Source organism: Streptomyces sp. RGM 3693, assembly GCF_050471125.1.
Classification (GTDB): domain Bacteria; phylum Actinomycetota; class Actinomycetes; order Streptomycetales; family Streptomycetaceae; genus Streptomyces.
The window spans coordinates 3,832,288-3,855,198 of the sequence record NZ_JBMPPQ010000001.1; the positions used below are offsets into that span (position 1 = coordinate 3,832,288).

Sequence of the window (22,911 nt, forward strand, 5' to 3'; positions counted from 1 at the left end):
CCCCGCACGCACCCGGCACCGCGACGCCGGAACGAGGAACCCTCATGGCCGACATACCGACCGAAGACCCGGCAGGCGACGCCGGGACGCCCCACAAGCGCCCGAGCCCACCGACCCGCAAACAGCACCGCGACGCCGCGCCCCCGAAGCCGACGAGCCCGCCGACCCGCGTCCAGGACCCGGACGCCGCGCGCCGACCGAGCCCGCCGACCCGCCAACAGGACCCGGACGCCGCCCCACCCCGCCCCACGAGCCCACCGACCCGCGCCCAACACCCCGAAGTCGTCTCCCCGGACGCCCCCACCCGCCCCAACCCGCGCCGCCCCGATCCGCCCACCCGCCGCGAGGCTGGCAACACCGCGCACCGCGAGTTCCCACCGGGCCTGCGGGACCGTTACGAGCCCCACGGCGTCGCCGGCGCCGGCAGTGAGGGCACCGTCTGGCACGTGCGGCGGCTGGCCGACGGCTCCGACGCGGCGGTGAAGGTCGCCCACCCGGGCCAGGCCATGGACATGGACACCCTCGAACACCTCGCGACACCGGAGTTCCGGCGCCACGTGCCCCGCATCCACGACTTCGGGGAGATACCGGTCGGCCCCGCCGTATGCGGCTGGGTGGCGATGGAGTACCTGCCCACGGCACTCGACGACCACCTCACCCGCCAACTGCGCGGCGGCCAGCGGCGCGACGACCACACCCGAACCGAACACACCGTCCGCGAACTGGCCGATCTCCTGGACTTCTGGCAGACCCGCATCGACCGCAACCCGCTGGACCTCAAGCCCGCCAACATCCTGGTCAGGCAACGGCCCGACGGCCCACCGGAGTTCGTCGTCGCGGACTTCGGCGGCATCGCCAAGTTCACCGCGAGCCAGAGCTACCGCGACTTCCAGATCACCGCCCTCTACATGGCGCCCGAACAGATCGTCCACCAGAACCTCAAGGCCACGCCCTGGTGGACCCTCGGCCTGGTGCTGTACCAGGTGTTCACCGGCCGCCCGCTGTACGTCCTCGACGACGACGCCCGGATCACCGACGAGGCATGGACCCGGGGACTGATCCTGCACAGCGAGGTCGACCTCAGCGCGGTCACCGACGCCCGGCAGAACCTGCTGCTCCAGGGCCTGTTGACCAAGGACCCCGACGACCGGTGGACCGCGGCCGAGATCCACCGGTGGCTCAAGGGCGAGACCCCGGACGTCGTCCGGCCCTCCGCTCCCACGGCCCCGGCCGCCGCCCGCCACGCCAACCGGCCGATCACCTTCCGCGGCCAGGCCCACCACGAAGCCGAGAGCCTGGCCGCCGCCATGGCCCAGCACTCGGAGGCGGCCGCGAAGTGGCTCATGAAGGAGGGCGGGCCACGCCTGGCGACCTGGCTGCGCGAGGACCTGTCGGACACCGCCTACGACAGCGAGCAACTGCTCACCCTCAACCGAGGCCGGGACGGGCAGCGGCTGATCCGTGCCTCGGTCGCCGCGCTGGCCTTCGTCGCCGTCTTCGCGCCCACCGCGACCCCGCAGTACCGGGGGCGGCGCGTGGACGCGGAGGGCATCGCCCGGATCGCCCAGGGCGGCGAGGCGGTCGGGTTCGTCGAGGAACTCCTGGCCGCCTCCGTTCCCACCGTCGCCGCCGGCTTCGTCTGCGGCCACGAGCAGTGCACCGACGGACGCTGCCAGGTACTGCTCACCCTCGCCGACGAACTGCCCCGCACCCTCGACCGGATCCGCTCCGAGGCCGGCACGCTCAAACGCCGCGGCGATCACCGCACCGACGGCGCCCTGAACACCTACGAGACGAATTTCGCCTACGGTCTGGCCGCGGCCCTGATCGTGCACCCCGGCAACCGCCGGCGGGCCCTGGTGCCGCTGGCCGGGCTGCCGGGCGTACTCGCCCCGCTGGCCGCCAAGGCGCCGGTGGCCCTGCTGGTGTTCCTCGCCCACGTCAGCGCACTGCGCCACCAGGCGCTCGCCCTGCTGCGTCGCCGCAAGGAGGACGCCCGTTTCCTGCGGAGCTGGGCGGACCTGCACCGCCGGGCGGCGGGCGGGGACCCGGCCACCGTGCCCGGGCGGGCGGCCCTGGTCGCCGCCGCCGCGCTCCTGCCCCGGGTGCTACGGGCGGACGCGCTCGGCACCGACCACCAAGTGACCCTGCGCGAGTGGTGGTCGGCCACCCGGATCCCCCTGGCACAGCGGCTGATCGCCGCCGTCACCCTGTGCACCCTGTTGTGGCTGCTGATCTGGTCCGGCGCGGTGTTCCGGTACGTCTACCGCACCGACCGCGGCTGGGCGGCGCTGTGGCCCCACGACGCCCTGATCACCCCGCTCACCCGGGCCGCGAACGCCGCCATCACGACCCAGGCCGGACTGTGCGCGGTGGCGCTCGCCGGTGCGCTGGCCTTCGCGGCGGCCCCCGCCAGGCTCAACCGCCCCCTGCTGCTGGCCGTCGCGCTCCTCGCCGGCTACCTCGGCTACGCCCGCCAGGACCTCCCCCCGCTCGACCTGCTGCACCTGGGCGACGACCTGGCGGAACGACTGCGCCACCTGGAGGGCGGCTGGCGCAGCGGGAACGGCCTCGTGGCCCTCGTCATCTTCCCGCTGGGATGCGTGGCGTTGGGCGCCCTGGCCCATTGGCTGCTGGGACAGGCCCGCACGGCCGAGGAGACCCAGGCCGGACTGCGCCGCGAACGGGCGGAGCGGCGGCGGGTCCGGGCCGGGCTCCCCGCGCGCCCACACCACAACCTCCGGCAGTGGCGGACCGGGGCGGACGGCACCCGGGACCGCGTCCAGTTCGGTCTGGCCGCACTGCTGACCCTGGTCACCGTGTTGTGGGCGGCCGTCGAGATCCGGGTCGCCCTCTTCAGCGGGGAACACCACACCCTCGCCTCGTGGGGGACCGGTCAGCAGGGCGCCGCCTACCAGTCGCAGTACCTGTTGGTCTGCGCCGCGATCTGTGCCGCGGCGGCGCTGTGCCGGCCGGCGGGCGCCCGCCAGGTGTGGGGATGGGCCGTCGTCGCCGTCGCCGCACTCGGTCTGCTGCCGCCGCCGGTCGAGCCGGCCCAGGCGCTGAGCGTGCCCGTACTGCACGACCTCTTCACCGGCCTCGCCGCCACCTGGGGGCACGGGGCGTTCTGGGCGGCGCTGCTGCTCGCCCTGCCGCTGAGCGTGTACGCGGGTGCCTTCGCCGTACGCCGCACCCGGCGCGCCGCGCGATGACGCCGCCACCCGCGCCGCCCACCCCACCGGGGCCCGCGCCCGGTACCACGTCGTCGGCTCCGCCGGATCCGGCGCCCGGTACCGGGCCGCTCCCCCTGCTCGACCTCGCCGAGCAGCTGCTCGAACACCATGACGCGCAGGAGCGGCCCGAGGAAGCGGGCCGTGCCTGGAACCGTTGCCGCGCGGTGCTGCACGGAGCCCGCGACGCCTTGGAAGCCCAGGGCGCCGCCGCCGATCCGGACGCCCTGGCCCGGGCCCGGTACCTGCTGGGCCTGACCTTGTCGGTGGGGTACTGGCAGGCCACCGGCGGCCGGGCGGACGCCTACGGCATCGACGACGCGTGGACGCTGCGGGAGGACGCGGCGCGGCTGCTGGCCCTGAGCCGCGCCACCCTGCCCGACGACGCCCCGGCCTACCCCACCGCATGCCTACGCCTGGGACTGCTCCTGCACGACCGGCACGAGGCCCCCGGCCCGGACGCCGCGTCGCCCCCGCACACCGCCCACCACGACGACCTGGACGAGGCCCTGGCCGCCTTCCAGGAGGGGTTGCCGCTCCTCGACGAGGAGCCCCACCCGGGAGTGTTCGTCACCTACGCCTGCGCGCTCGCCGACCGCTACGCCCGCGACCGCGCCGCGGAGGACCTGCGCGACGCGGCCGCCCTGCTGGCGGAACTCCTCGACGCGCTCCGCCCGCCCGGCTGGCGGCCCGCGGCGGACGGCGCCGGCTCCTGGGCGGACGAGGCCGACCAGCTGGAGATCGAGGCCCGCATCCGACTGATCCGGCTCCTCCAGGAGTCCCCGGAGCCGACCGACGCCGAACGGGCCGGCCACCACCTGGAGTTGCTGGCCACCACCGCACCGCACGACCACCCCGCCCGGATCTTCGCCAGCGGGCACCTGATCGACGCCTACCAGCAGCGGGGCGGCGGATCGGTACGACCGGACGACGAACCGGCCTATCTCGCCCGGCTGCGCGACCTGCACCGGCTGCTCGACCCCGACGACCCCGACCACGCCCGTGCGACGGTCATGCTGGGCGGCGCCCTCGTCGAGCGGCAGCCCCCGGGCCGCACGCCACCCCCCGAACTGCACGAGGCGGTCGACCTGCTGCGGACCGCCCTCACCCGACTGCCCCCGGACGACGCCCTGAGCCCGCCCGGCCACGCCCTCCTCGGCAGCGTGTTGAGCTTCCTACAGGAGCACCACCCCGAGCGGTACGACCTCACCGAGGCCCGGCACCACCTGGAACGCGCCCTCGACGGCTACCCCGCCGACGACCCGATGCGCAGCAACCTGCTCCACCACCTCGCCCACGCCACCCTCGTGGACGACCGTGCCACCCCCGACCTGGACGGCATCGACCGCACCCTGGCGCTGCTGAACGAATCGATGCGGATGCCGTCCCCCACGCCCGGTTTCGGCTCCCAAGCACACGGCGCGTACGCCGCCGCGCTCAGCCAGCGGCACGCCCTGTCCCACTCCGCCGACGACCTCGGCGCCTCGCTCCGCCACCTGACCGCCGCGTTCCGGCAGACCCCCGTGGACGACCCGAACCGGATCGTCTACCTGCAGAACCTCGCCGTCGGCCTCTACCAGCGCTATCTGGCCGGCGGCGACCTCCAGGACCTGCACACCGCCCACCACTACCTGAACGAGATCAACGCCGCCCTGGACGGCGGCACCGTCGCGCCCGACGTCCGGCACCTGGTCGAGCGGGACCGCCCCCACCTCGAACACGGCCTGGCACAGCTCCAGTTCGCCCTCGCCCTCAACTCCCGCAACGCAAAGGCGATGGCGGCGGCCATCGCGGTACAGCGTCGGGTGCGGGACGCCCTCGCCCCGGATGACCCCTGGCGCCTGCCGATCGAAGCGGACTACGGGCTGATGCTGCTCGCGTACTCCTACTTCGGCGGCACCCCACGGGACCGGATCGACGGCCTCCTCCTCATGGTCGACGCCGTCGAGTCCCTGCCCACAGAGGACCCGCACCGCCCCCGCCTCCTGCTGCGGACCGCCGGCGCCCTGCTGATGACCTCCGCCACCCCTTACCGCGCCCGCGGCATCGCCGCGGCGGAGAAGATGCTCCAGGACACCCTGGCGGCCGTCGTCCCCGAGAGTCAGGAGGGGCTCCGGGCCAGCGCCCTGTACGCGCTACTGCTCCACCACCGCTTCCGGCACACCGGCGCCCCCGACGACGCCGACCGCGCCGTCGAGGTGGCGCAGGCCGCCCGTGACCGGATCCGCACCCGCGCCCCGTCCCCGGTGAGCACCCTGCTCGGCAACGTCCTCGCCGACGCCCTACGGGCCCGCTCGGCCCCCGGGGACGCCGACGCCGCCCGACGGACCGGCATCGCCGCGCTCCAAGAGGCCGCCACCGTCGTCCTGCTCCAGGCCGCCGCCGAACCGGCCCTCCAGATGGCCCGCACGGCCGCCGACCGGGCGTTGCAGATCGCCCGGTGGTGCCTGGCCGACGGCGACCTGACCGGCGCCGTCGAAGCGCTCGAACTGGGCCGCGGACAGGTCCTGCACGCCTCCACCACCACCGCCGACGTCCCCGCGCTGCTGCGCGCGGCGGGTCGGGCCGACCTCGCCGACGAATGGGAGGGCCGGGCCGGCCGACGCCGGGCACCGGCCACCCCCGACCTGGGGGCACTCCTGGGCGGCCCGGACGCCCTCCTCGGCCCCGTCGCCGAAGGCGCCGAAGGCGCCGAACCAGCGCTCCCGGACGACCTGCGGCACCGCGTACTCACCGCCCTCGCCCAGTCGGACGCGGGCACCGCACTGACCACCGTAGCCACCCCCGACGCCATCGCCGCCACCCTGCGCGCCGCCGACGCCCGTGCACTGGTCTACCTGCTGCCACCCGGCGGCGCCGGCTCCCTCTCCGCCGAAGTGGCCGGCAGCGGTGCCGCCGTCATCCTCACCCACGAAGGACGGCTCGGCACTCTCGACCTTGGCCTCCTCCGCCCCCAGGGCCTCCGGCACCTTCACACCTACCGGGAGGCCCACCGTCACCGCCAGAACGCCCTGGCGCAGTTGCCCCACGATGACCCCGAACACCAGGTAGCGCACGCCCGTTGGCAGGCCGCACTCCAGGAACTGTGCGACTGGGCCGGGCCCACGGTGATGGGGCCGCTCACCCGCGCACCCCTGATCCGCGCCGCCGGCCCCGAACCCCACCTCGTCCTGGTCCCGTTCGGCGAACTCGGCGGCATCCCCTGGCACGCCGCCCTGCTCAGCAGCGGCCTGCGCCACGGCGGCCGCCCGGTCCGCGCCGTCGAACGCCTCACCCTTTCCTACGCGGCGTCCGCCCGCCAGCTCCAAGAAGTCCTGGGCCGCCCCCGCCTGCCCCTGCACACCGCGCCGGCCATCGTCGGCAATCCGGACGACTCCCTCCCCGGGGCCGCCAGTGAGGCCCGCCAGATCCACGCCGCCCTCTATCCCCAGGGCCGCCTGCTGGGCAAGGTGCGTGGCGCCGACGGTCCCGGCACACCCACCGACATCCTGGCCGCGCTCCCCGGCCGCCACCGGGCCGGCGCCTCCGTCCTCCACCTGGCCTGCCACGCCTTCCCCTCCGCCAGCTCACCCCTGGACGCCCACCTCGCGCTCGCCCCCGAGGGGGCGGGGGACAAGGAGGACGCCGGGCACCTGTCGGTCCGGGAGATCCTGCACCAGGCCCAAGGCCGCCCACCCGGCGCGCCGGGCGGCCTGGTGATCCTCGACGCCTGCGTCAGCGACCACGCCGCTGGCGACTTCGACGAAGCCCTGACCCTCTCCACGGCGTTCCTCGCCGCGGGTGCCACCGGCGTCATCGGGTCACGTTGGGAGGTCCCCGACGGACAGACCGGCCTGATGATGTATGTCCTCCACGACCACCTCCGCGGCGGCGCCACCCCCGTCCGCGCGCTCCGCCAGGCCCAGTTGTGGCTGCTGGACCCCGCACGCCGCATCCCCCCTGACATGCCGCGGCGGGTGGCCGACATCCTTGACGACGGCGATCCGGCCGCCCTGGAACTGTGGGCGGCATTCGCCTGTCAGGGACAGTGACCGGATCGGTCATCACACCACAGGGGAGACACCATGGACGCGGCCGTAGCCGGCCTGCTCGCAGCGCTGGTGGGCGTGGGCGGCACCCTGGGCTCGGCCTGGCTCACCCAGCGCCGCAGCAACGCCGACCGACGCGAGGAACGAGAACACCTCGAACGCACCCGCCGCGCCGAACTGGCCGCCCAACACACCCAAGACGGCCTGGCCGCCCGCCAGTCCACGTACACGGCCTTCAACGCCGCAGCGCGGAACTACCTCGCCTGCCTCAACGAGCATGCCCACGCCCTGCAACGTGATCCCGCCGAGCCCGACGAGACGCTCGACGCCATGGAAACCGCCCGTATCGAATTCCGCCAGCGGTACGCCGAGGCGCAAATGGTCGTGCCGGACACCGTGTTGGCCGAGGTGCGCCGGGCCAACACCGCCCTGGGCGGGATCTACGGCATCCTCGTCCGCCTCACCCGTGGCGCCGCGGCCGACGGCGACACCCTCAGCACCGCCCGGGACCGGATCAAAGCGAGTTGGCGGGTGCTGTCCGACATGCGGGCGACCATGCGAGCGGACCTGAGGGTGACCGGCCCGTCCCACGAGTGACCGCTCGCGAAGGGTGCGCGCTTCGTGCGGCGGGACATCCCGACCGGCCTCCGCGTCCGCACTCCCGGCGACGCACGGGCCGGCCCGAAGGCCGTGCGCATTCTGGCGGCGGTGTTGCCGGAGCACGGTCCCGCCCCGGGGTCGATTCCCTTACCAGGCACCCGGCCGAAGAATTACTAGAATGGTCAACTGAACCTCAAAAACCGATCCGGTGCCCGGCCGAAAAGCTACGTGGTGAGGCACGTCACTGCGTATAGCGGAACCAGTTGGATGCATGATGCATCCAGTGTGATCTCGGTTGGGAAAAATACCGCTTGCGGCCCCACCGTGTGTTAGCCGGCACTTCGGCCATGACATACCATCACTGAGCGAAGTACCCAGTGCGGAAAGGCGTGCTGGAACGACCCTGACCGGGTTTTCCCGCACCTTCCGTCGCTGCCCCCACCTCACGAGCTGGTGCCGCACACCCCGCGGTACCGGTTCTTCGGAATGCGAAAAGCAGGAATGCAATGCCCGTTCAACAATTAACGGAACTCATACGCTTCGTGCGTCGCAACTCGCCCTTCTACCGGGAGCTCTACGCCGGCCTCCCGGACCGCCTGGACGAGTTGACGGACTTACCGGTCGCCCCGCACGATGCATTCTGGCGAGCCAACACGCCCCGCAACAACAGCCTTTTGACCGGATCGCTCGACGAGGCGGTGGTTTTCAAGAGCGGCGGTACGACCGGCGCGCCGAAGTTCTCCGTCTATACCCGGGAAGAATGGCGGGAATTCACCTCCGCGTTCGGCAGTGGACTCGTCGAAGCCGGACTGCGCCCCGGACACCGGGTCGCTGACCTCTTCTACGCAGGTGAGCTCTACGCCAGCTTCACCTTCATCCTGGATTCCCTCCACCGGGCACCCGTCGCCAACGTCCGGCTGCCGATCGGCGGCGCCGCACCGCTCGAATCGACCGTGCACACGCTGGCGGAATTCGACGTCGACGTCATCGCCGGCACCACGACGACACTCTGCGGCCTCGCCGACCACCTCGTGCGGAACGGGCGTCAACTCCCCGAGGTGCGGATCCTGTTCTTCGGCGGCGAGGGCCTCTTCGACGACCAGCGGCCGCTGCTCCGCAAGGCGTTCCCGCATGCGGAGGCCCGTTCCATCGGCTACGCCGGTGTCGACTCCGGGCTGCTCGGACAGGCCGTCCCGGGGGCCGACCCCCGCGTCCACCGCGCGTTCACGCCGTACACCGTCGTCGAGATTCTCGACGAGCACACCGGCGAGCCGGTCACCCGCGAGGGCGTTGCCGGTCGCGTCGTCGTCACCGACCTGCGCCGACGGCTGATGCCGATCATCCGGTACCCCGTCGGCGACCGGGCGGAGTGGACCGACGCCGCCGCCGGGCACTTCCGCATCCTCGGCCGGGCCGAGGAAGGCGTGCGCATGGGCGCGGTGTCCCTCTACACCCAGGACGTGTACGACCTGGTGCGCGCCGCCGACCCGACCGGCCGGGTGATCGGCACACAGCTCGTGGTGCGCCGCTGGGACGGTCGGGACGGACTGGTCCTGCGGCTGGCGGTGGACGGAGACCCGACCGCCGGTGGCGCCGGGGGCCCGAGCGAGCTCGGACACCTCGCCGCCGCCATCGCCAAGGAGATCCTCGCGGCCCGCCCGATGTACGCCGAGGAAGTCGACGCGGCCCGCATCCACCCGATCGCCGTGGAGTGGGTCCGGCACGACGAACTCGTCGTCAACGCGCGGACCGGCAAGCTGATGCGGGTCATCGACGAACGGCCGCACTCATGACCGCGACCTCGACCCCGCGCCGTCTCCCGGTGGTCCTCCGCAATCGGGCCTTCGGCGCCGTCTGGGTCGCACAGGTCCTCACCCAGGCCGCGGGCCGGATGTTCCAGGTCGGCGTGGTCTGGTGGCTGGTCGGCCACGCCATCGGTGGCGCAGGCGACCGCGGCCTCGCCTCGGGGGTGTTCCTGGCGGTGAGCACGCTGCCCGCGGTGGCGCTCGCCCCGCTGGTGGCCTCCGTCATCGCCCGCTGCCCGCACCGCACCGTGCTGGGTGCGTCGGCCGCCGTGGCCGGCCTGGTCGCCGCCGCCACCGCCGGATGGACGTACCTCGGCTCGCCGCCCATGGTGGTGGCCTACGGGGCCGCGCTGCTGTTGGCCGGCTGCCAGGCCCTCTTCGACCCGTGCCTGACCACCTCCGTTCCCGAACTCGTCGACGACGCCGACATCGAGGCCGCGACCGGCTTCGAACTCGCCACCCAGTCACTGGCCGGCCTGGCCGGCGGGCTGTTCGGACCGCTCGTGGTGGATGCCTGGGACCTGACGGGCATCGTCTCCGGGTGCGCCGGCGCGTACCTCGTCGCGGCCGGCCTGGTGGCCGTCACCCGCTTCCCCCGGGACGGCGCGGCGCGGGACGGCGACGCCCCGGCCGACGGCGCACCACCCCGGCGGACGCTCCGTCAGATCCTGGCGGACCACCCCTTCATCCGGCGGGTGCTGCTCTGCTTCGCCGCGGTGAACGTCTTCTCCACCGCCCTCTACATTGTCATGCCCCTGTATACGCGCGCCGTGCTGCACGCGCACGGTCCCACGGCGGCCGCGTTGGAGACGGCGCTGGGCATCGGCACCCTGCTCGGGTCGTTCACCGGCGCGCGCCTGCCCGGATCGGCCACCACCGTCGGCGGGGCCTGCCTGGCACTGCTGGCCGTGGCCCTTGGGACACCGGGCCTGCTCGCGGACCGGGGCGCGGTCGTCGGAGCGCTGGTCGTCGCGGGCTGGTGCGTAGGAGCCATCGGCGTGCGGTTCGTCGCGCTGTTCCAACGACTGGTCCCGGCCGCGGACAAGCCCGGCTTCTTCGCCGTGATGCAGGCCCTGCTCGGCGCGACCTTCCCGCTGTCCTCCCTCCTCTTCGGCGCGCTCGGTGACCACCTGTCACCGCGGATCCTGTGCCTGATCCAAGCCGTCGGACTCCTCCCGCTCGCCGCGGCGCTGTGGTGGACCGGACGACGCGCGGACGCACCCCCGGAGGCCGCCGAACGCGCACCGGCCGCGTCCGGCCCCACCGCACCCACTCCTGCGCCCGCCGGCAGCACGCCGCTGGGGGAGGCCCGATGACCACCACCCTCCGCCCCGCCGCACCCCAGGACATCGCCGAACTGCGGCAGTTGTACTTCGAGGTGTACGGCCACGGCTATCCAGTGGCCCTCGGCAGCGACCCGACCGAGATGCACCGCCTGATCACCGACCCGCACAGCCACTGGCTCACCGCACGCCGCACGGACAGCGGCGAACTGGTCGGCTCCGTGGTCGTACAGACCGACCCGGGCAACCGCGTCGGCAAGCTCGTCGGCCTCGCGGTCCACCCACGCCAACGCCAGTGCGGACTGGCCGGCCGACTGACCGGTGCGGTCACCGCCGACGCCTTCGCCGCCGGCACCCTCGACTCCATCCACACCACCGTCCGCATGGTCACCCAGGCGCCGCAACGCGTCGTCGCCCGCAACGGATACCGGCCGCTGGGCCTGCTGCCCAACGCCGCCGACGTCTCCGGCTGCGAGACCCTGGCACTGTTCGCCTGCTACGCCGAAGGCGTCCTCGAACGCCGGGAACAGGTGACCGCCGTACCCCGGGCCCTGCTGCCCCTGCTGGAAGCGGCCGAGGAGAGCATCGGCATCCCCTGCACCGGGGTCCTTCCCCTGGCCGGTGCGGACCTCGCTCCGCCACTGCCGCACCCGGGCAACACCCCGGCGGCCGACCCGTCCCCGGGCGCCCTCCTGACCGCCCCCGTGGCCACCCGACCCACCACCCGTATCCCCATCGAGGTGATCACCGCACCCGGCTTCGTCCGCCGACGCTTCCGCGAGCTGTTCCCCGACCCCGCGGGCGCCTACTCCCCGCTGCGTACCCCGAACACGGTACTGACGACGCCGGACGGCGAGTTCGAGATCTACGCCGACCTCGATCCGGCGGCCAGCAGCTGTGCCCTCGTCGCCGTGCACCCGTACCCGTCGGCCGCCACCCGGGCCCTCGATTCGCTGATGACAGCGCTCACCCGGGCCGGTGCCGACTACGTCGAGACGCTGGTGCCGCTGTCCGACACCGCCGCACTGCACGCCTTCCTCTCCGCAGGCTTCGTCCCCAGCGCCGGCTACCCGGCCATGCGCCGGGTCGACGACCGCTTCCACGACTACGTCGTCCTCTCCCGCACCGACCGACAGATCGACTTCCGGACCACAGCCGTCAGCCCGCTGATCCAGCCGTACCTCAGCGCATACCTGACCGCCTGGGCGTCGACCTACCTGCCCCAGCACGAGGTTGTCCGATGAACCCGCATCTCGCCCCCGTCGAGGTCCCCGACCCGACGGCCCTCGCCACCGTCCAACGCCTCTGCGACCTCACGTCGCCCTACGCCACCGGCCCCGAGGCCGACGCGCTGTTCGCCACCGCGATGGCCGAGTCGCATGCCTGGCACGCCGAACGCTCACCGCTGTTCCGCGCCCTCCTCGACGACGCCCCGGAGGCCCCGGCACCCACCGTCGGCGCGCAGACCCGCACCCCGCTCCTGCACGCCAACTTCTTCAAGCGCCACGAAGTGCTCTCCATCCCGCGCGACGAGGTCTTCCTGCACCTGACCTCCTCCGGCACCACCGGCCAGAAGTCCCAGATGTTCTACGACCGGTGGACCATCCGCGCCGCCCAGCGCATGGTGGCCCGCATCTTCGACCACTACGGCTGGATCACCCCCGACCAGCCCGTCAACTACCTCCTCTACAGCTACGAGCCGGCCCCCGAAGTGCGCCTGGGCACCTCCTTCACCGACAACTACCTCTGCGACTTCGCACCCGCCCGGCACACCACCCACGCCCTGCGGCACACCGGCACCGGCCACGCCTTCGACGTGCACGGCTGCATCGAAGCTCTCCGCCGCTACGCCGACGACGGACTGCCGGTACGGGTCCTGGGCTTCCCGGCGTTCCTGCACTTCACCCTGGAACGCATGCGCGCCGCCGGCGTCCCGCCGCTCCAACTCCCACCGGGCTCCCTGGTCATCCTCGGCGGCGGCTGGAAGGGGCACGCCGACCGGCAGATCGCCAAGGAGGAGTTCTACGACGAGGTGACCCGACAACTCGGCATCCCCCCGGAGCGGATCCGGGACACCTACGGCTCCGTCGAACACTGCGTGCCGTACGTCGAGTGCACCCACCACCACCTGCACGTGCCGGTCTGGTCCCGCGCCGCGGTACGGGACACCCGCACCCTGCAACCACTGCCGTACGGCCAACTCGGCTATCTCCACCTGGTCTCCCCGTACATCACCTCGGTGCCGGCGCAGAGCGTCGTGATGGGCGACCTGGCCTCCCTGCACCCCGGGGACGCGTGCCCCTGCTCCCTGGAAACCCCGTGGTTCACGATCCACGGCCGCGCCGGGGTGAGCCGCAACCGCAGCTGTGCGGTGGCCGCCGCAGAACTCCTGAAGGGAATGTGATGATCCGCGAACTCCACTTCTGGCAGGGCGAGTTCATCGGCGAGACCGAGGCGGCCGAACGCCTCGCCGAGCTGCCGGGCCTCGTCGAACGCGCCCTGGCGGAGCCGCTGTCCACCGAGACGGTCCTGGTCGCCTGCGACACCGTCAGCCGCGCCCTCCAGCAGCCGCACAGCGCCGTCCACGCCCGACTCCTGGCCCAGCTGACCGGCCCCGGAGGCGCAACGCCCCCCGATCCCGAGGAGGCCGCCGCCACCCTCGCCGAGATCGCGGACGCCCTCGCCCGGCCGGCCCTGGAGCGCAAACTCCGGCGCGAACTCGGCGGCCCGCGCCCGGAACGGTTCACCCGCCCCGACGCCCGCGAGACCGTCTACGAGGCATGGGCCCCGGTCGGCCTGCTCGTGCACATCGCCCCCGGCAACGCCGCCGCGGTCGCCTCGCTGAGCGTGGTCGAGGGCCTCCTCGCCGGCAACATGAACGTGCTGAAGACCAGCAGCAGCGACACCGCACTCGCCCCGCACCTGCTCGCCGAACTGGCCGCCGCCGACCCCACCGGAGCCGTCGGCCGCCGCATCGTCGCGCTGCGCTTCCCCTCCAGCCGCCAGGACCTGATGCGGTTGATGTGCGAGCCCGCCGACGCCGTGGCCGTATGGGGCGGCGAGGACGCCGTGCAAGGAGCGGCGGCCCTCATCCCGCCCGGCTGCCGGCTCGTCGAATGGGGTCACAAGATCTCGTTCGCCTACCTGACCCGCGAGGCCGTCACGGACCGGGCCGCCCTCGCCGCGCTCGCCTCCGACGTCTGCCGGGCCGAGCAGCAGGCGTGCTCCAGCCCGCAGGTCATCTACCTGGACGTCGAAACGGGCGGCGACGCCGCGGTCGCCGCCGCCGCACGCGAGGAACTCTTCGCCTTCGCGGAGCAGTTCGCCGCCGTACTGGGCGAGGTTTCCGCCAAGTTCCCCGGCCCGCGGAGCGCGGCCGAAGCGGCGGCGGACGGCACTGATAGCGCCGACCAGACTTCGCATACTGACCGGATCGACGGCGCTGCCCTGGCCGAGGCGGCCGAGCAGGCCGAGATCACCAACACCGAACTGGTCGCCCGGGCCGAGCAGCACCTCGGCCTGACCAAGGTCATCACCGCCGACGACGGGAGCTGGCGGGTCTTCGCCGACACGCGCCCGGCCCTCACCGCCTCCCCCCTCCACCGCACCATCTGGATCAAACCCCTGCCCCGCCGCGACATCGTCGCGACCCTGCGGCCCATGCGCCGCTACCTCCAGACCGCCTCCGTGGCCGGCACCCGCGCCGACATCGCCCAGCTGTCCCGCACGCTCATCACCGCAGGCGTCCAGCGGATCACCCCGCTCGGCGCCATGCTCGACAGCTACCACGGCGAACCCCACGACGGTGTCTACGCCCTCCAGCGCTACAGCCGACGGGTCAGCGTCCAAGCCACCGGTACGGAATTCGCCGCCACCCCGTGCCTGGACGACCTGATCGCGCCCACCACCCCGCCCGCCGCGCCCACCGGCCCGCTGATGGACAAGGCGGCGGCCCAGGCCCAACTGCGCTCGCTCGCACCGCACCACGCCCAGCTGTACTTCCGCAGCGGCGGAACCACCGGCACGCCGGCCCTGTCCGTCTTCACCTGCGACGACTACGACACGCAGATGCGCGCATCGGCACACGGCCTGCTCGCCGCCGGCTTCGAACCGGCCCACGACCGCGCCGCCAACCTCTTCTACTGCGGCGGCATGTACGGCAGCTTCATCAGCTTCTTCTCCATCCTCGAACGCCTGGGCGCCACCCAGATCCCGATGGCCGCGGGCCCCGACCACGAGGCGATAGCGGAGGCCCTCGTCACGTACCAGGTGGACACCCTCTTCGGGATGCCGTCCTACCTGTGGCAGCTCTTCCACACCCAAGGCGAGCGACTGCGGTCCTACGGCGGCATCCGCAAGGTGTTCTACGGCGGGGAGCACTTCACAGGCGAACAACGCCGCATCCTCACCGAAACCTTCGGCGTGGACATCATCCGCTCCGCCGCCTACGGAAGCACCGACCTGGGCCCGCTCGGCTACCAGTGCACCCACTCCCAGGGCACGGAACACCACGTCCTGACCGACCTGCACACATTGGAGATCCTCGACCCGCAGGAGGACCGCCCCGTCCCCGAGGGCCAGCCGGGCAGGCTCGTCTTCACCACCCGCACCCGGGCGGGTCAGCACCTGGAGCGCTACCAGATCGGCGACCTGGGCCGCGCCGTCGAGGGGGTGTGCCCCTGCGGGAGCCACACCCCGCGCATCGAACTCCTCGGCCGCTACGGCGAGGTGTTCCGCATGGGCACTTACCACTTCAACTACCGCCGCTTCACCCAGGTCGCCGAGGAACACCTCGGATACCGCGGCGAGTTGCAACTGGTCGTGACCAATGAGACCGGCCGCGAACACCTCACCGTCCGCCTCGACGACCGCTACGCCCCCGAACCGGACACCGCCCGCACGGCCCTTCTGGCCCACATCCCCGAACTCGGCTCCGCGGTCGGCCCGGAGGCCCTCCTGACCTGCACCGTCGAAACCACCCCCACCCTCGCCTTCGAACGCACCCCCACCAGCGGCAAACTCCGCACCGTCATCGACCGCCGCACGCCAACTGCCTGATCCCTCACCTGCGACAGTGCCTGGGGGCTGCGGCATCGCGCCACAGCCCTCAGGCGAGTGTCCCGGGTCGGAAAGCGTCGTCCGTTCGCGGGCTGATGTCGAAACGTGGCGAAATCGGCTCTCCGGTGCGAAATCCGTTGCCCCGGCACGGTTGACTGGTGTTCGCAAGGCAGTTCGTCCGCGACGAGGACGGCCACGGGGCCGGCCGGCGGTCGGACGGAACACGGAGGCGGACATGGCGAACGTGGTGCTGGTGCACGGAGCTTGGAGTGACGGGTCGAGTTGGCAGGCGGTGATCCCCGCCCTCCAGGACGCCGGGCACCAAGTGCGGGCCGTCCAGCTGCCGTTGACCTCCCTGGAGGACGACATTGCCTGGACGAGGCGGGAGATCGCGAGCCTCGACGGGCCGGTGACACTGGTCGGGCACTCCTACGGCGGGGCGGTGATATCCGGGGCCGCGCACGCCAACGAGCAGGTCGCCGCGCTGATGTTCGTCGCGGCCTACGCCCCCGACACGGCCGAGACGAGCGCGACGCTGACCAGGCGTGGTCCGAAGACCCCCGGCTCCGATGCGATCCGGTTCGCCGAGGACGGCTGGACCTCCCTCGACCGCGAGCTGTTCGGGGCGGTGGCTGGCGCGGACCTGCCGGCGGCGACGACCCGGATGCTGGCGGCGGTCCAGAAGCCGACCCACGACGCATGCTTCTCCAGTCCCTCAGGGCGCGGTGCCTGGCACGACCTGCCGTGCGGCTACGTCCTCGCCCTCGACGACCAGCTCCTAGATCCCGCACTGCAACGATGGTTCGCCGAACGGACCGGTGCGAAGGTCACCGAACTGCACTCCGGTCACTTCCCCCAACTCTCGCGTCCCGCTGACGTGGTCGCCGCCATCTGCGACGTGCTACGGGCCGGATAGCCGCCGGCGGTCAACCGGCGCCGCACCAGCCAACCCAGCAGCACAGCGGCCGCCGCCAGGGCGTACGCCGTGGTCCCCACCGCACCGTGGGCCTGGAAGGCCCGTGCCGTGACGTACGCGGCCGGGCCCGCCGCGGCGACCGCGAGCCATTCCCACCGACCGTCCAGGGCGACCAGGGCGATCAGCAGCAAGGCATACCAGGAGTAGCCGGGGGTGAGAAGCAGGAACGTTGTTCCGGTCACCAACAGGGCGCCGTTCCAAGGGCGTTCGGGATCGCCGCGCCACAGGACGTAGCCGCACAGTGCGGCCAGGACGACCACCAGGACCGGCAGCGCCCAGGCATCCGGCAGGAGCAGCCGGAGCAGCGCGTACCGGCTGCCGGCGGACGCGTCGCCGTAGCCCTCTTCGTTGACGTATCCGGTGAGGTAGCCGAGGACGGAGTCGTGCGAGGTGAGCAGGTACGGGAGGTAGACGAGGGCGAGCAGGGCGGCGGCGGGCAGCAGCACCGCCGCCGCTTCGCGCGGGCGGCGCACACCGGACAGGGCGCCCGGCAGGACCACGGCGGGCATGAGCTTGGCGGCGACGGCGGCACCGAGGAGCGTGCCGCCGCGCACCCGCCGCAGCGCCACCGTGCCCAGCCCCGCCACGGTGAACAGCACGCCGAGCACGTCCACGTGGGCGTTGTTGACGGCCTCGACGGGAACGGCCGGACACCAGGCCCAGAAGGCCGCGGTACGGGGATCTCCCCGACGGCGCAGGATCAGCAGCAGGACCCCGGTGACGGCGACGGACAGCAGCGCGCCACCGACCTGGAGCGGCTTGAGCCGGGACCCTTCGGGGGAGAGCAGGTGCACGCCGTAGAAGTAGGTCTCCGCCAGCGGCGGATAGATGGTGTGCACGGTGGGGCGGTTCAGCCGGGTGCATTGGGGCGTGGTGGTGGAGGAGGGGAGGGGCGCGCGGTCGGGGCCCGCACAGGCGGCGCCGGTCGGGAAGAGCCAGGGATCGCGGAGCGGACTGAGCTCCGGCGCGGCCGGCGCGTAGTCGTAGGGGGAGGTGCCGGATGCCTGGACGCGGCCGTCCCAGGCGTACCGGTAGGCGTCGGTGCTGGTGCGCGGCGGGGCGAGGAGCCCGGTGGCGGCCACGACCGCCGACCCGGCCAGGATCAGGGCGCCTGCCTGGCGCACCGGGGCCCGCCGCACGGCCCAGGCGGCGGCCGCGAACAGCGCCCAGCAGACGGCGTACCGCCAGGACAGTCCGGCGGGGTCGCGGCGGTAGCCGTCGTAGCCGATCGTCCACACCAGGGCGGCGGCGAGGGCGGCGGTCAGGGCGGCGGCGAGGAGGAGACGAGTGCGCGGCTTGATCACGCTTGCAGCCTCGCAGCGACGTCCGGCCGTGCCGAGGGCGCACGGCCCACCGTCCCTGTTTCGTAAGGAGTTCAAGGCCCTCGTACCGGCCTGTGGGCGGTGTGATGGGAAGCATGGAAACGTCACCGCGCCGCCGGCTGCACCGGCTGCTGCCCGTGCCCGTCCCCTCCGCTCCGCTGCACGATGCCCGGACCGCGACGGTGGTGGGCCGCTGGCTGGGCCTGACCGTCGGCCTGTGCTTCGCCACCGGTCTGCTCAGCCACGTCCTCCAACACCCCCCGCACTGGCTGGTCGACCACCTGCCGAGCCGACCCGCATGGGGCTACCGACTCACCCAGGGGCTGCACGTGGCCAGCGGCACCGCCGCGCTGCCGCTGCTGCTCGCCAAGTTGTGGACCGTGTATCCGAAACTGTTCGTGTGGCCGCCGGTGCGGTCCGCACGGCACGCCCTGGAGCGGATCTCGGTGGCGGTGCTGGTGGCGAGCGCGGTCTTCGAGTTGCTGAGCGGACTGCTGAACATCGTGCAGTGGTACCCGTGGCCGTTCCCGTTCGTGCCCGTGCACTTCGCCGTCGGCTGGCTCCTGGTCGGCGCGGTGCTGCTCCACATCGCCGTCAAGTGGCCCCAGATCAGCGACCATTGGACCCGCAACGCACCGGGAACACGCGGGCTGCCGGCCGAGGACGGCCCGGACCGGCGGTCACTGCTGGCCGGACTGGGGGCAGCGGTCGGCGCGGTGACGCTGACCACCGTGGGCCAGTCATTCACCCCGCTGGGAAAACTGGACCTGCTCGCTCCCCGCCACCCCGGCCACGGGCCGCAAGGGCTGCCGGTCAACCGCACGGCACGGGCGGCCGGAATCACGACCGTCGGCCCGGACTGGCGGCTGACCGTCGTCGGCCCGCGACCGTACGACCTGAGCCTGGCCGCCTTGCGGGCCCTGCCCCAGCACGAGGTGCACCTGCCGCTGGCCTGCGTGGAGGGATGGAGCGTCTCGGCCCGCTGGACGGGAGTCCGGGTGCGCGACCTCCTCCAACACGCCGGGGCCCACCCCCACGCCCGGGTCCGCGTCGTGTCGCTGGAACGACACGGCGCCTACCGGGTCACGGAAATGGGCCCCACCTACGCCGCCGATCCGCTGACGCTGCTGGCGCTACGCCTCAACGGCCAGGAACTCTCCCTGGACCACGGCCACCCCGCACGCCTGATCGCACCCAACCGCCCCGGAGTCCTCCAGACCAAGTGGGTCACCCGACTGGAGGTCCTGTGACCACGACACGGATCCGGTACGCACTGGGCCTCCTGGGCGCGACCGGCATGGCGGTGGGCGTGCTCCTGGTAACGGGCACCGGGTGGGCGGGCCACGTGGCGGCCTGGTTGGCCGGGGCGGTGGTCCTGCACGACGGGGTGCTCGCACCGCTGGTGCTGGGGGCCGGGCTGCCGCTCACGGGCCCGGCGGGGCGACGGGGGCCCGTTCGGGGTGCGGTGCGCGGTGCGCTGATCGCCGCGGGCGCCCTGACCGCGGTGGCCCTGCCGGCCCTGTTCCGGCCCGGCGCCCCCGCCAACTCCTCGGTCCTGCCGCTGGATTACCCGCGCGGGTGGCTGGTGTCGGTACTGGCCGTAGTGGCCAGTACCGGCGCCCTCGTCGGGGTGCGGCTCCTCGTGCGGTGGTGGCGGACGGTTCAGCGGCGGCGCAGCTGAACGAACCGGCGCTCGTCCACCCGCCACTGCTCGACAGCCTCCCAACCGGCCCGGCCGCCGTACGCCAGCAGCGCCCGGCTGCCGAGCCGGGCCCACGGGAACGGCGTACCGTGCCCGCCCCGGCCGTCGTCCACCCGCACCACGACCCGCTCGTCGAGGTCCATCCCGGCCGTCTCCACGATCAACGTGCCGTCCGGCGCGGCGAGTTCGAGGGCGCGCGTCAAAAGGGCCGAAGGATCGCCCCCGATGCCGATGTTGCCGTCGATGAGGAGCACCGTCGTCCACCGACCCTCACCGGGCAACGGATCGAACACCGAACGGCAGAGCGCGGCACCGCCCGCCCGCACCGTCCGGTCCACGGCGTGCCGGCTCACGTCGATGCCGAGCGTCGGTCGGCCCCGCGCGGCGAGGGCGGCCACCAGCCGGCCCGGCCCGCAGCCGACGTCGAGGACCCCGCCCCGGCAGCGGGCGAGCACCGTGGCATCGGCCTCGTCCGGCGGGGCGCACCAGCGCTCCACCTCAAGGGGCAGCAGCCAGCCGTCGCCGCGTCGCAGGAACAGCGGCCCACGGCCGGTGCGCAGGGCATCGGTGTACGGATCGGCGTGCCACTCCGGGGCCCCGGAAGCGGTCCCGACCACCGCGGTGCGCGCCGCCCTCATCGGACACCCGCCCCGGCCAGTGCGGTGTGCAGAGCGCCGAAGCGGCTGCCCGGGACCAGGCCGGCCACGGTCCGCGCGTCCGCCGCGGTGTCCACGTCCCGCAGCACCGGCAGGTCGGACACCGCCAGCCCGGCCGCAACCAGACGCCGCCGCTGCGTCCGTCCGGTCTCCGGTACGGACATCGGGACACCGCGCAGCAGTGCGGGATCGGGCGCCTTCAGGCCCAGACCCCAGAATCCGCCGTCCGCCGCGAGACCGAGACGCGCGTCGGCCGCGGCGAAGTCCAGCCCGGTGGCCAGTAGTTCGGGGGTGACCTGCGGTGTGTCCATGCCGATCAGGAAGGCCGGCCCGGTACAGCCCGCGAACGCCGCGGCCAGCCGCACGTCCAGACCCCCGCCGCACTGCGGCACCACCTCGATGCCGTCCGGTAGCCACGGCCCGGGGGCGCCGGCGAGCACCAGCACCCGGCGGTCCACCGGCGTGCGCAGCACCGCTTCCAGCGTGTCCGCGAGGGCGGCGCGCGCCAGGTCAGCGGCCTGCCGCGGGGTGAAGGGCGGAGTGAGCCGGGTCTTGACGTGCCCGGGGACCGGCTCCTTGGCGATGACGAGCAGCGTGCTCACCGGGCGACCCCGTCCCGCACCGCCACCGGTGGCTCGGCCAGCACGCGGCGCATGTCACGGACCGCCTGCCAGGTGCCCCGCCAGGTCCCGGTCACCTTGGACCGGCCGGTACGCGGCAGGTACGCCACGTCCCGCTCGGTCACCCGCCAGCCCGCGTCCGCGGCACGCACCACCATCTGCAACGGATAGCCGCTGCGCCGGTCGGTCAGGTCGAGCCCGAGCAACGCCTCGCGCCGGGCCGCCCGCATCGGCCCGAGGTCCCGCAGGCGCAAGCCGGTGCGCCGACGCACCATCCGGGCCAGGGCGACATTGCCGGCCCGGGCGTGCACCGGCCAGGCACCCCTGGCCTGCGGCCTCCTGCGGCCCAGCACCAGATCGGCCTCGCCCGCCGCCACCTGACCGACGAACGGCACCAGGTGGCCGGGGTCGAGGGAGGCGTCGCAGTCGCAGAAGCAGACGATGTCCGCGCGGGCGGCGAGCAGCCCGGCGTGACAGGCGGCCCCGAAGCCCCGCCGTGACTCGCTCACCACCGTCGCGCCCCACGACCGGGCCACCTCGGGCGAACCGTCGGTGGACCCGTTGTCGACCACGATCGCCTGCCAGCCGTCCGGGATCCGCGCCAGTACCCAGGGCAGCGCACCGGCCTCGTCGAGACACGGCAGCACCACGGCGACCGACCCTGCGGCGGGCGGGGCCGGGGGAGGGGAGCCGGGGGAGGGAAGACGGCGCGGCGCCGCGGCACGGGACGCGGCGGGAGGGCCCGCCACCTGCTGTTCCATCGAGTCGTTCACGGCTCTCACCGTACGAACCGCGAAGCGCCCCGTGGGGCTCCGAGACCTTACGAAACACGGACGTCGACGCCGTACGGCCGCCGGGCCCGACGCTCCGCCCCGCCGGGATGGGAGGCTGGACGCATGAAGAACGTGCTGGTCGTGGACGACGACCCCACTGTCTCCGAGGTCCTGGCCGGCTACCTCGAACGCGCCGGCTTCACCGTGCGCCGGGCCGCCGACGGCCCCGCCGCCCTCACCGCGGCCCGCGCACACCGCCCCGACCTGGTGGTCCTCGACCTGATGCTGCCCGGAATGGACGGCCTGACCGTCTGTCGGGAACTGCGGTCCCACGGCCCGCTCCCGGTGATCATGCTGACCGCCCGCAGCGACGAGGAGGACCGCATCCTCGGCCTGGAAGTCGGCGCCGACGACTACGTCACCAAACCGTTCAGCCCGCGGGAACTGGTTTTGCGCGTGGTGTCCGTACTGCGCCGCGCAGGCACCGCCGACACACCGGGACCCGCCCTGAGCGGTGCCGGACTCGACGTCGACCCGGCGGCCCGCCGCGCCCTGCACCACGGTCGGGAACTCGCCCTCACCCTGCGCGAATTCGACCTGCTCTGCTACTTCCTCCGCCACCCCGGCCAGGTCTGCGGCCGGGAGCGCCTGATGCACGAGGTGTGGGGCTGGGAATTCGGGGACCTGTCGACGGTCACCGTCCACGTGCGCCGACTGCGCGCCAAGATCGAGGACGACCCGGCCCGCCCCCGACTGATCCAGACCGTGTGGGGCGTGGGCTACCGCTTCGACCCCCAGTCCGAAGAATCCTCCCCCCAGTCCGACGAATCAGCCCCCCACCCCGACGAGAGGCCGTGA

16 protein-coding genes are annotated in these 22,911 nt (G+C 73.3%); 12 read left to right on the forward strand and 4 right to left on the reverse strand.

All coding sequences use genetic code 11. The annotated features are described in order from the left end of the window. Positions 1–44 precede the first annotated feature (44 nt). From ACO0M4_RS16980 to ACO0M4_RS17020, 9 genes are all read left to right on the forward strand, one after another. Positions 45–3,212 carry a protein kinase domain-containing protein gene (locus ACO0M4_RS16980; protein ID WP_430371109.1) on the forward strand — a complete coding sequence of 1,056 codons (3,168 nt, stop codon included), beginning with the start codon at positions 45–47 and terminating at the stop codon, positions 3,210–3,212. Next, positions 3,209–7,261, forward strand: a complete 4,053-nt coding sequence (locus tag ACO0M4_RS16985; protein WP_430371110.1) for a CHAT domain-containing protein — start codon at positions 3,209–3,211, stop codon at positions 7,259–7,261. Before ACO0M4_RS16980 ends, ACO0M4_RS16985 begins: the two co-directional genes overlap by 4 nt. A gap of 33 nt (positions 7,262–7,294) precedes the next feature. Further along, complete coding sequence (locus ACO0M4_RS16990) at positions 7,295–7,855, forward strand: hypothetical protein (RefSeq protein ID WP_430371111.1); 561 nt, start codon at positions 7,295–7,297, stop codon at positions 7,853–7,855. Between the two features lie 509 nt (positions 7,856–8,364). Further along, positions 8,365–9,651 carry a phenylacetate--CoA ligase family protein gene (locus ACO0M4_RS16995; protein WP_430371113.1) on the forward strand — a complete coding sequence of 429 codons (1,287 nt, stop codon included), beginning with the start codon at positions 8,365–8,367 and terminating at the stop codon, positions 9,649–9,651. Beyond that, entirely contained in the window at positions 9,648–10,979 is a 1,332-nt protein-coding gene (locus ACO0M4_RS17000; RefSeq protein ID WP_430371114.1) for an MFS transporter, read from the forward strand. The genes ACO0M4_RS16995 and ACO0M4_RS17000 overlap by 4 nt, the downstream gene beginning before the upstream one ends. Next, a complete protein-coding gene (locus ACO0M4_RS17005) occupies positions 10,976–12,190 on the forward strand; it encodes a GNAT family N-acetyltransferase (protein WP_430371116.1) in 1,215 nt (404 codons plus the stop codon). The genes ACO0M4_RS17000 and ACO0M4_RS17005 overlap by 4 nt, the downstream gene beginning before the upstream one ends. After that, on the forward strand, positions 12,187–13,350 hold the full coding sequence (locus ACO0M4_RS17010; RefSeq protein WP_430371117.1) for an acyl-protein synthase: 1,164 nt from the start codon (positions 12,187–12,189) through the stop codon (positions 13,348–13,350). The genes ACO0M4_RS17005 and ACO0M4_RS17010 overlap by 4 nt, the downstream gene beginning before the upstream one ends. Beyond that, positions 13,350–16,004 (forward strand): acyl-CoA reductase, encoded by a 2,655-nt coding sequence (locus tag ACO0M4_RS17015; protein WP_430371119.1) that lies wholly within the window; start codon positions 13,350–13,352, stop codon positions 16,002–16,004. The genes ACO0M4_RS17010 and ACO0M4_RS17015 overlap by 1 nt, the downstream gene beginning before the upstream one ends. 235 nt (positions 16,005–16,239) lie before the next feature. Further along, positions 16,240–16,920 (forward strand): alpha/beta fold hydrolase, encoded by a 681-nt coding sequence (locus tag ACO0M4_RS17020; RefSeq protein ID WP_430371120.1) that lies wholly within the window; start codon positions 16,240–16,242, stop codon positions 16,918–16,920. On the opposite strand, the gene ACO0M4_RS17025 is transcribed toward ACO0M4_RS17020, so the two are convergent. Next, positions 16,851–18,284 (reverse strand): glycosyltransferase 87 family protein, encoded by a 1,434-nt coding sequence (locus ACO0M4_RS17025; RefSeq protein WP_430371121.1) that lies wholly within the window; start codon positions 18,282–18,284, stop codon positions 16,851–16,853. The two genes, ACO0M4_RS17020 and ACO0M4_RS17025, sit on opposite strands and share 70 nt — an antisense overlap. Positions 18,285–18,397: 113 nt before the next feature. On the opposite strand from ACO0M4_RS17025, the gene ACO0M4_RS17030 reads away from it, so the two are divergent. Together ACO0M4_RS17030 and ACO0M4_RS17035 are read left to right on the forward strand one after the other, a co-directional pair. Further along, positions 18,398–19,552 carry a molybdopterin-dependent oxidoreductase gene (locus ACO0M4_RS17030; RefSeq protein ID WP_430371122.1) on the forward strand — a complete coding sequence of 385 codons (1,155 nt, stop codon included), beginning with the start codon at positions 18,398–18,400 and terminating at the stop codon, positions 19,550–19,552. Next, positions 19,549–19,983, forward strand: coding sequence for a hypothetical protein (locus ACO0M4_RS17035; protein ID WP_430371123.1), 435 nt, complete (start codon positions 19,549–19,551; stop codon positions 19,981–19,983). The genes ACO0M4_RS17030 and ACO0M4_RS17035 overlap by 4 nt, the downstream gene beginning before the upstream one ends. On the opposite strand, the gene ACO0M4_RS17040 is transcribed toward ACO0M4_RS17035, so the two are convergent. The 3 genes from ACO0M4_RS17040 to ACO0M4_RS17050 are packed head-to-tail and all read right to left on the reverse strand — an operon-like array spanning position 19,965 to position 22,053. After that, positions 19,965–20,642, reverse strand: coding sequence for a class I SAM-dependent methyltransferase (locus ACO0M4_RS17040; protein ID WP_430371124.1), 678 nt, complete (start codon positions 20,640–20,642; stop codon positions 19,965–19,967). The two genes, ACO0M4_RS17035 and ACO0M4_RS17040, sit on opposite strands and share 19 nt — an antisense overlap. Further along, a complete protein-coding gene (locus ACO0M4_RS17045; RefSeq protein WP_430371125.1) occupies positions 20,639–21,262 on the reverse strand; it encodes a TIGR04282 family arsenosugar biosynthesis glycosyltransferase in 624 nt (207 codons plus the stop codon). The genes ACO0M4_RS17040 and ACO0M4_RS17045 overlap by 4 nt, the downstream gene beginning before the upstream one ends. Next, positions 21,259–22,053 (reverse strand): glycosyltransferase family 2 protein, encoded by a 795-nt coding sequence (locus ACO0M4_RS17050; RefSeq protein ID WP_430371126.1) that lies wholly within the window; start codon positions 22,051–22,053, stop codon positions 21,259–21,261. Before ACO0M4_RS17050 ends, ACO0M4_RS17045 begins: the two co-directional genes overlap by 4 nt. A 123-nt stretch (positions 22,054–22,176) precedes the next feature. On the opposite strand from ACO0M4_RS17050, the gene ACO0M4_RS17055 reads away from it, so the two are divergent. Beyond that, positions 22,177–22,911 carry a response regulator transcription factor gene (locus tag ACO0M4_RS17055; protein ID WP_430371127.1) on the forward strand — a complete coding sequence of 245 codons (735 nt, stop codon included), beginning with the start codon at positions 22,177–22,179 and terminating at the stop codon, positions 22,909–22,911.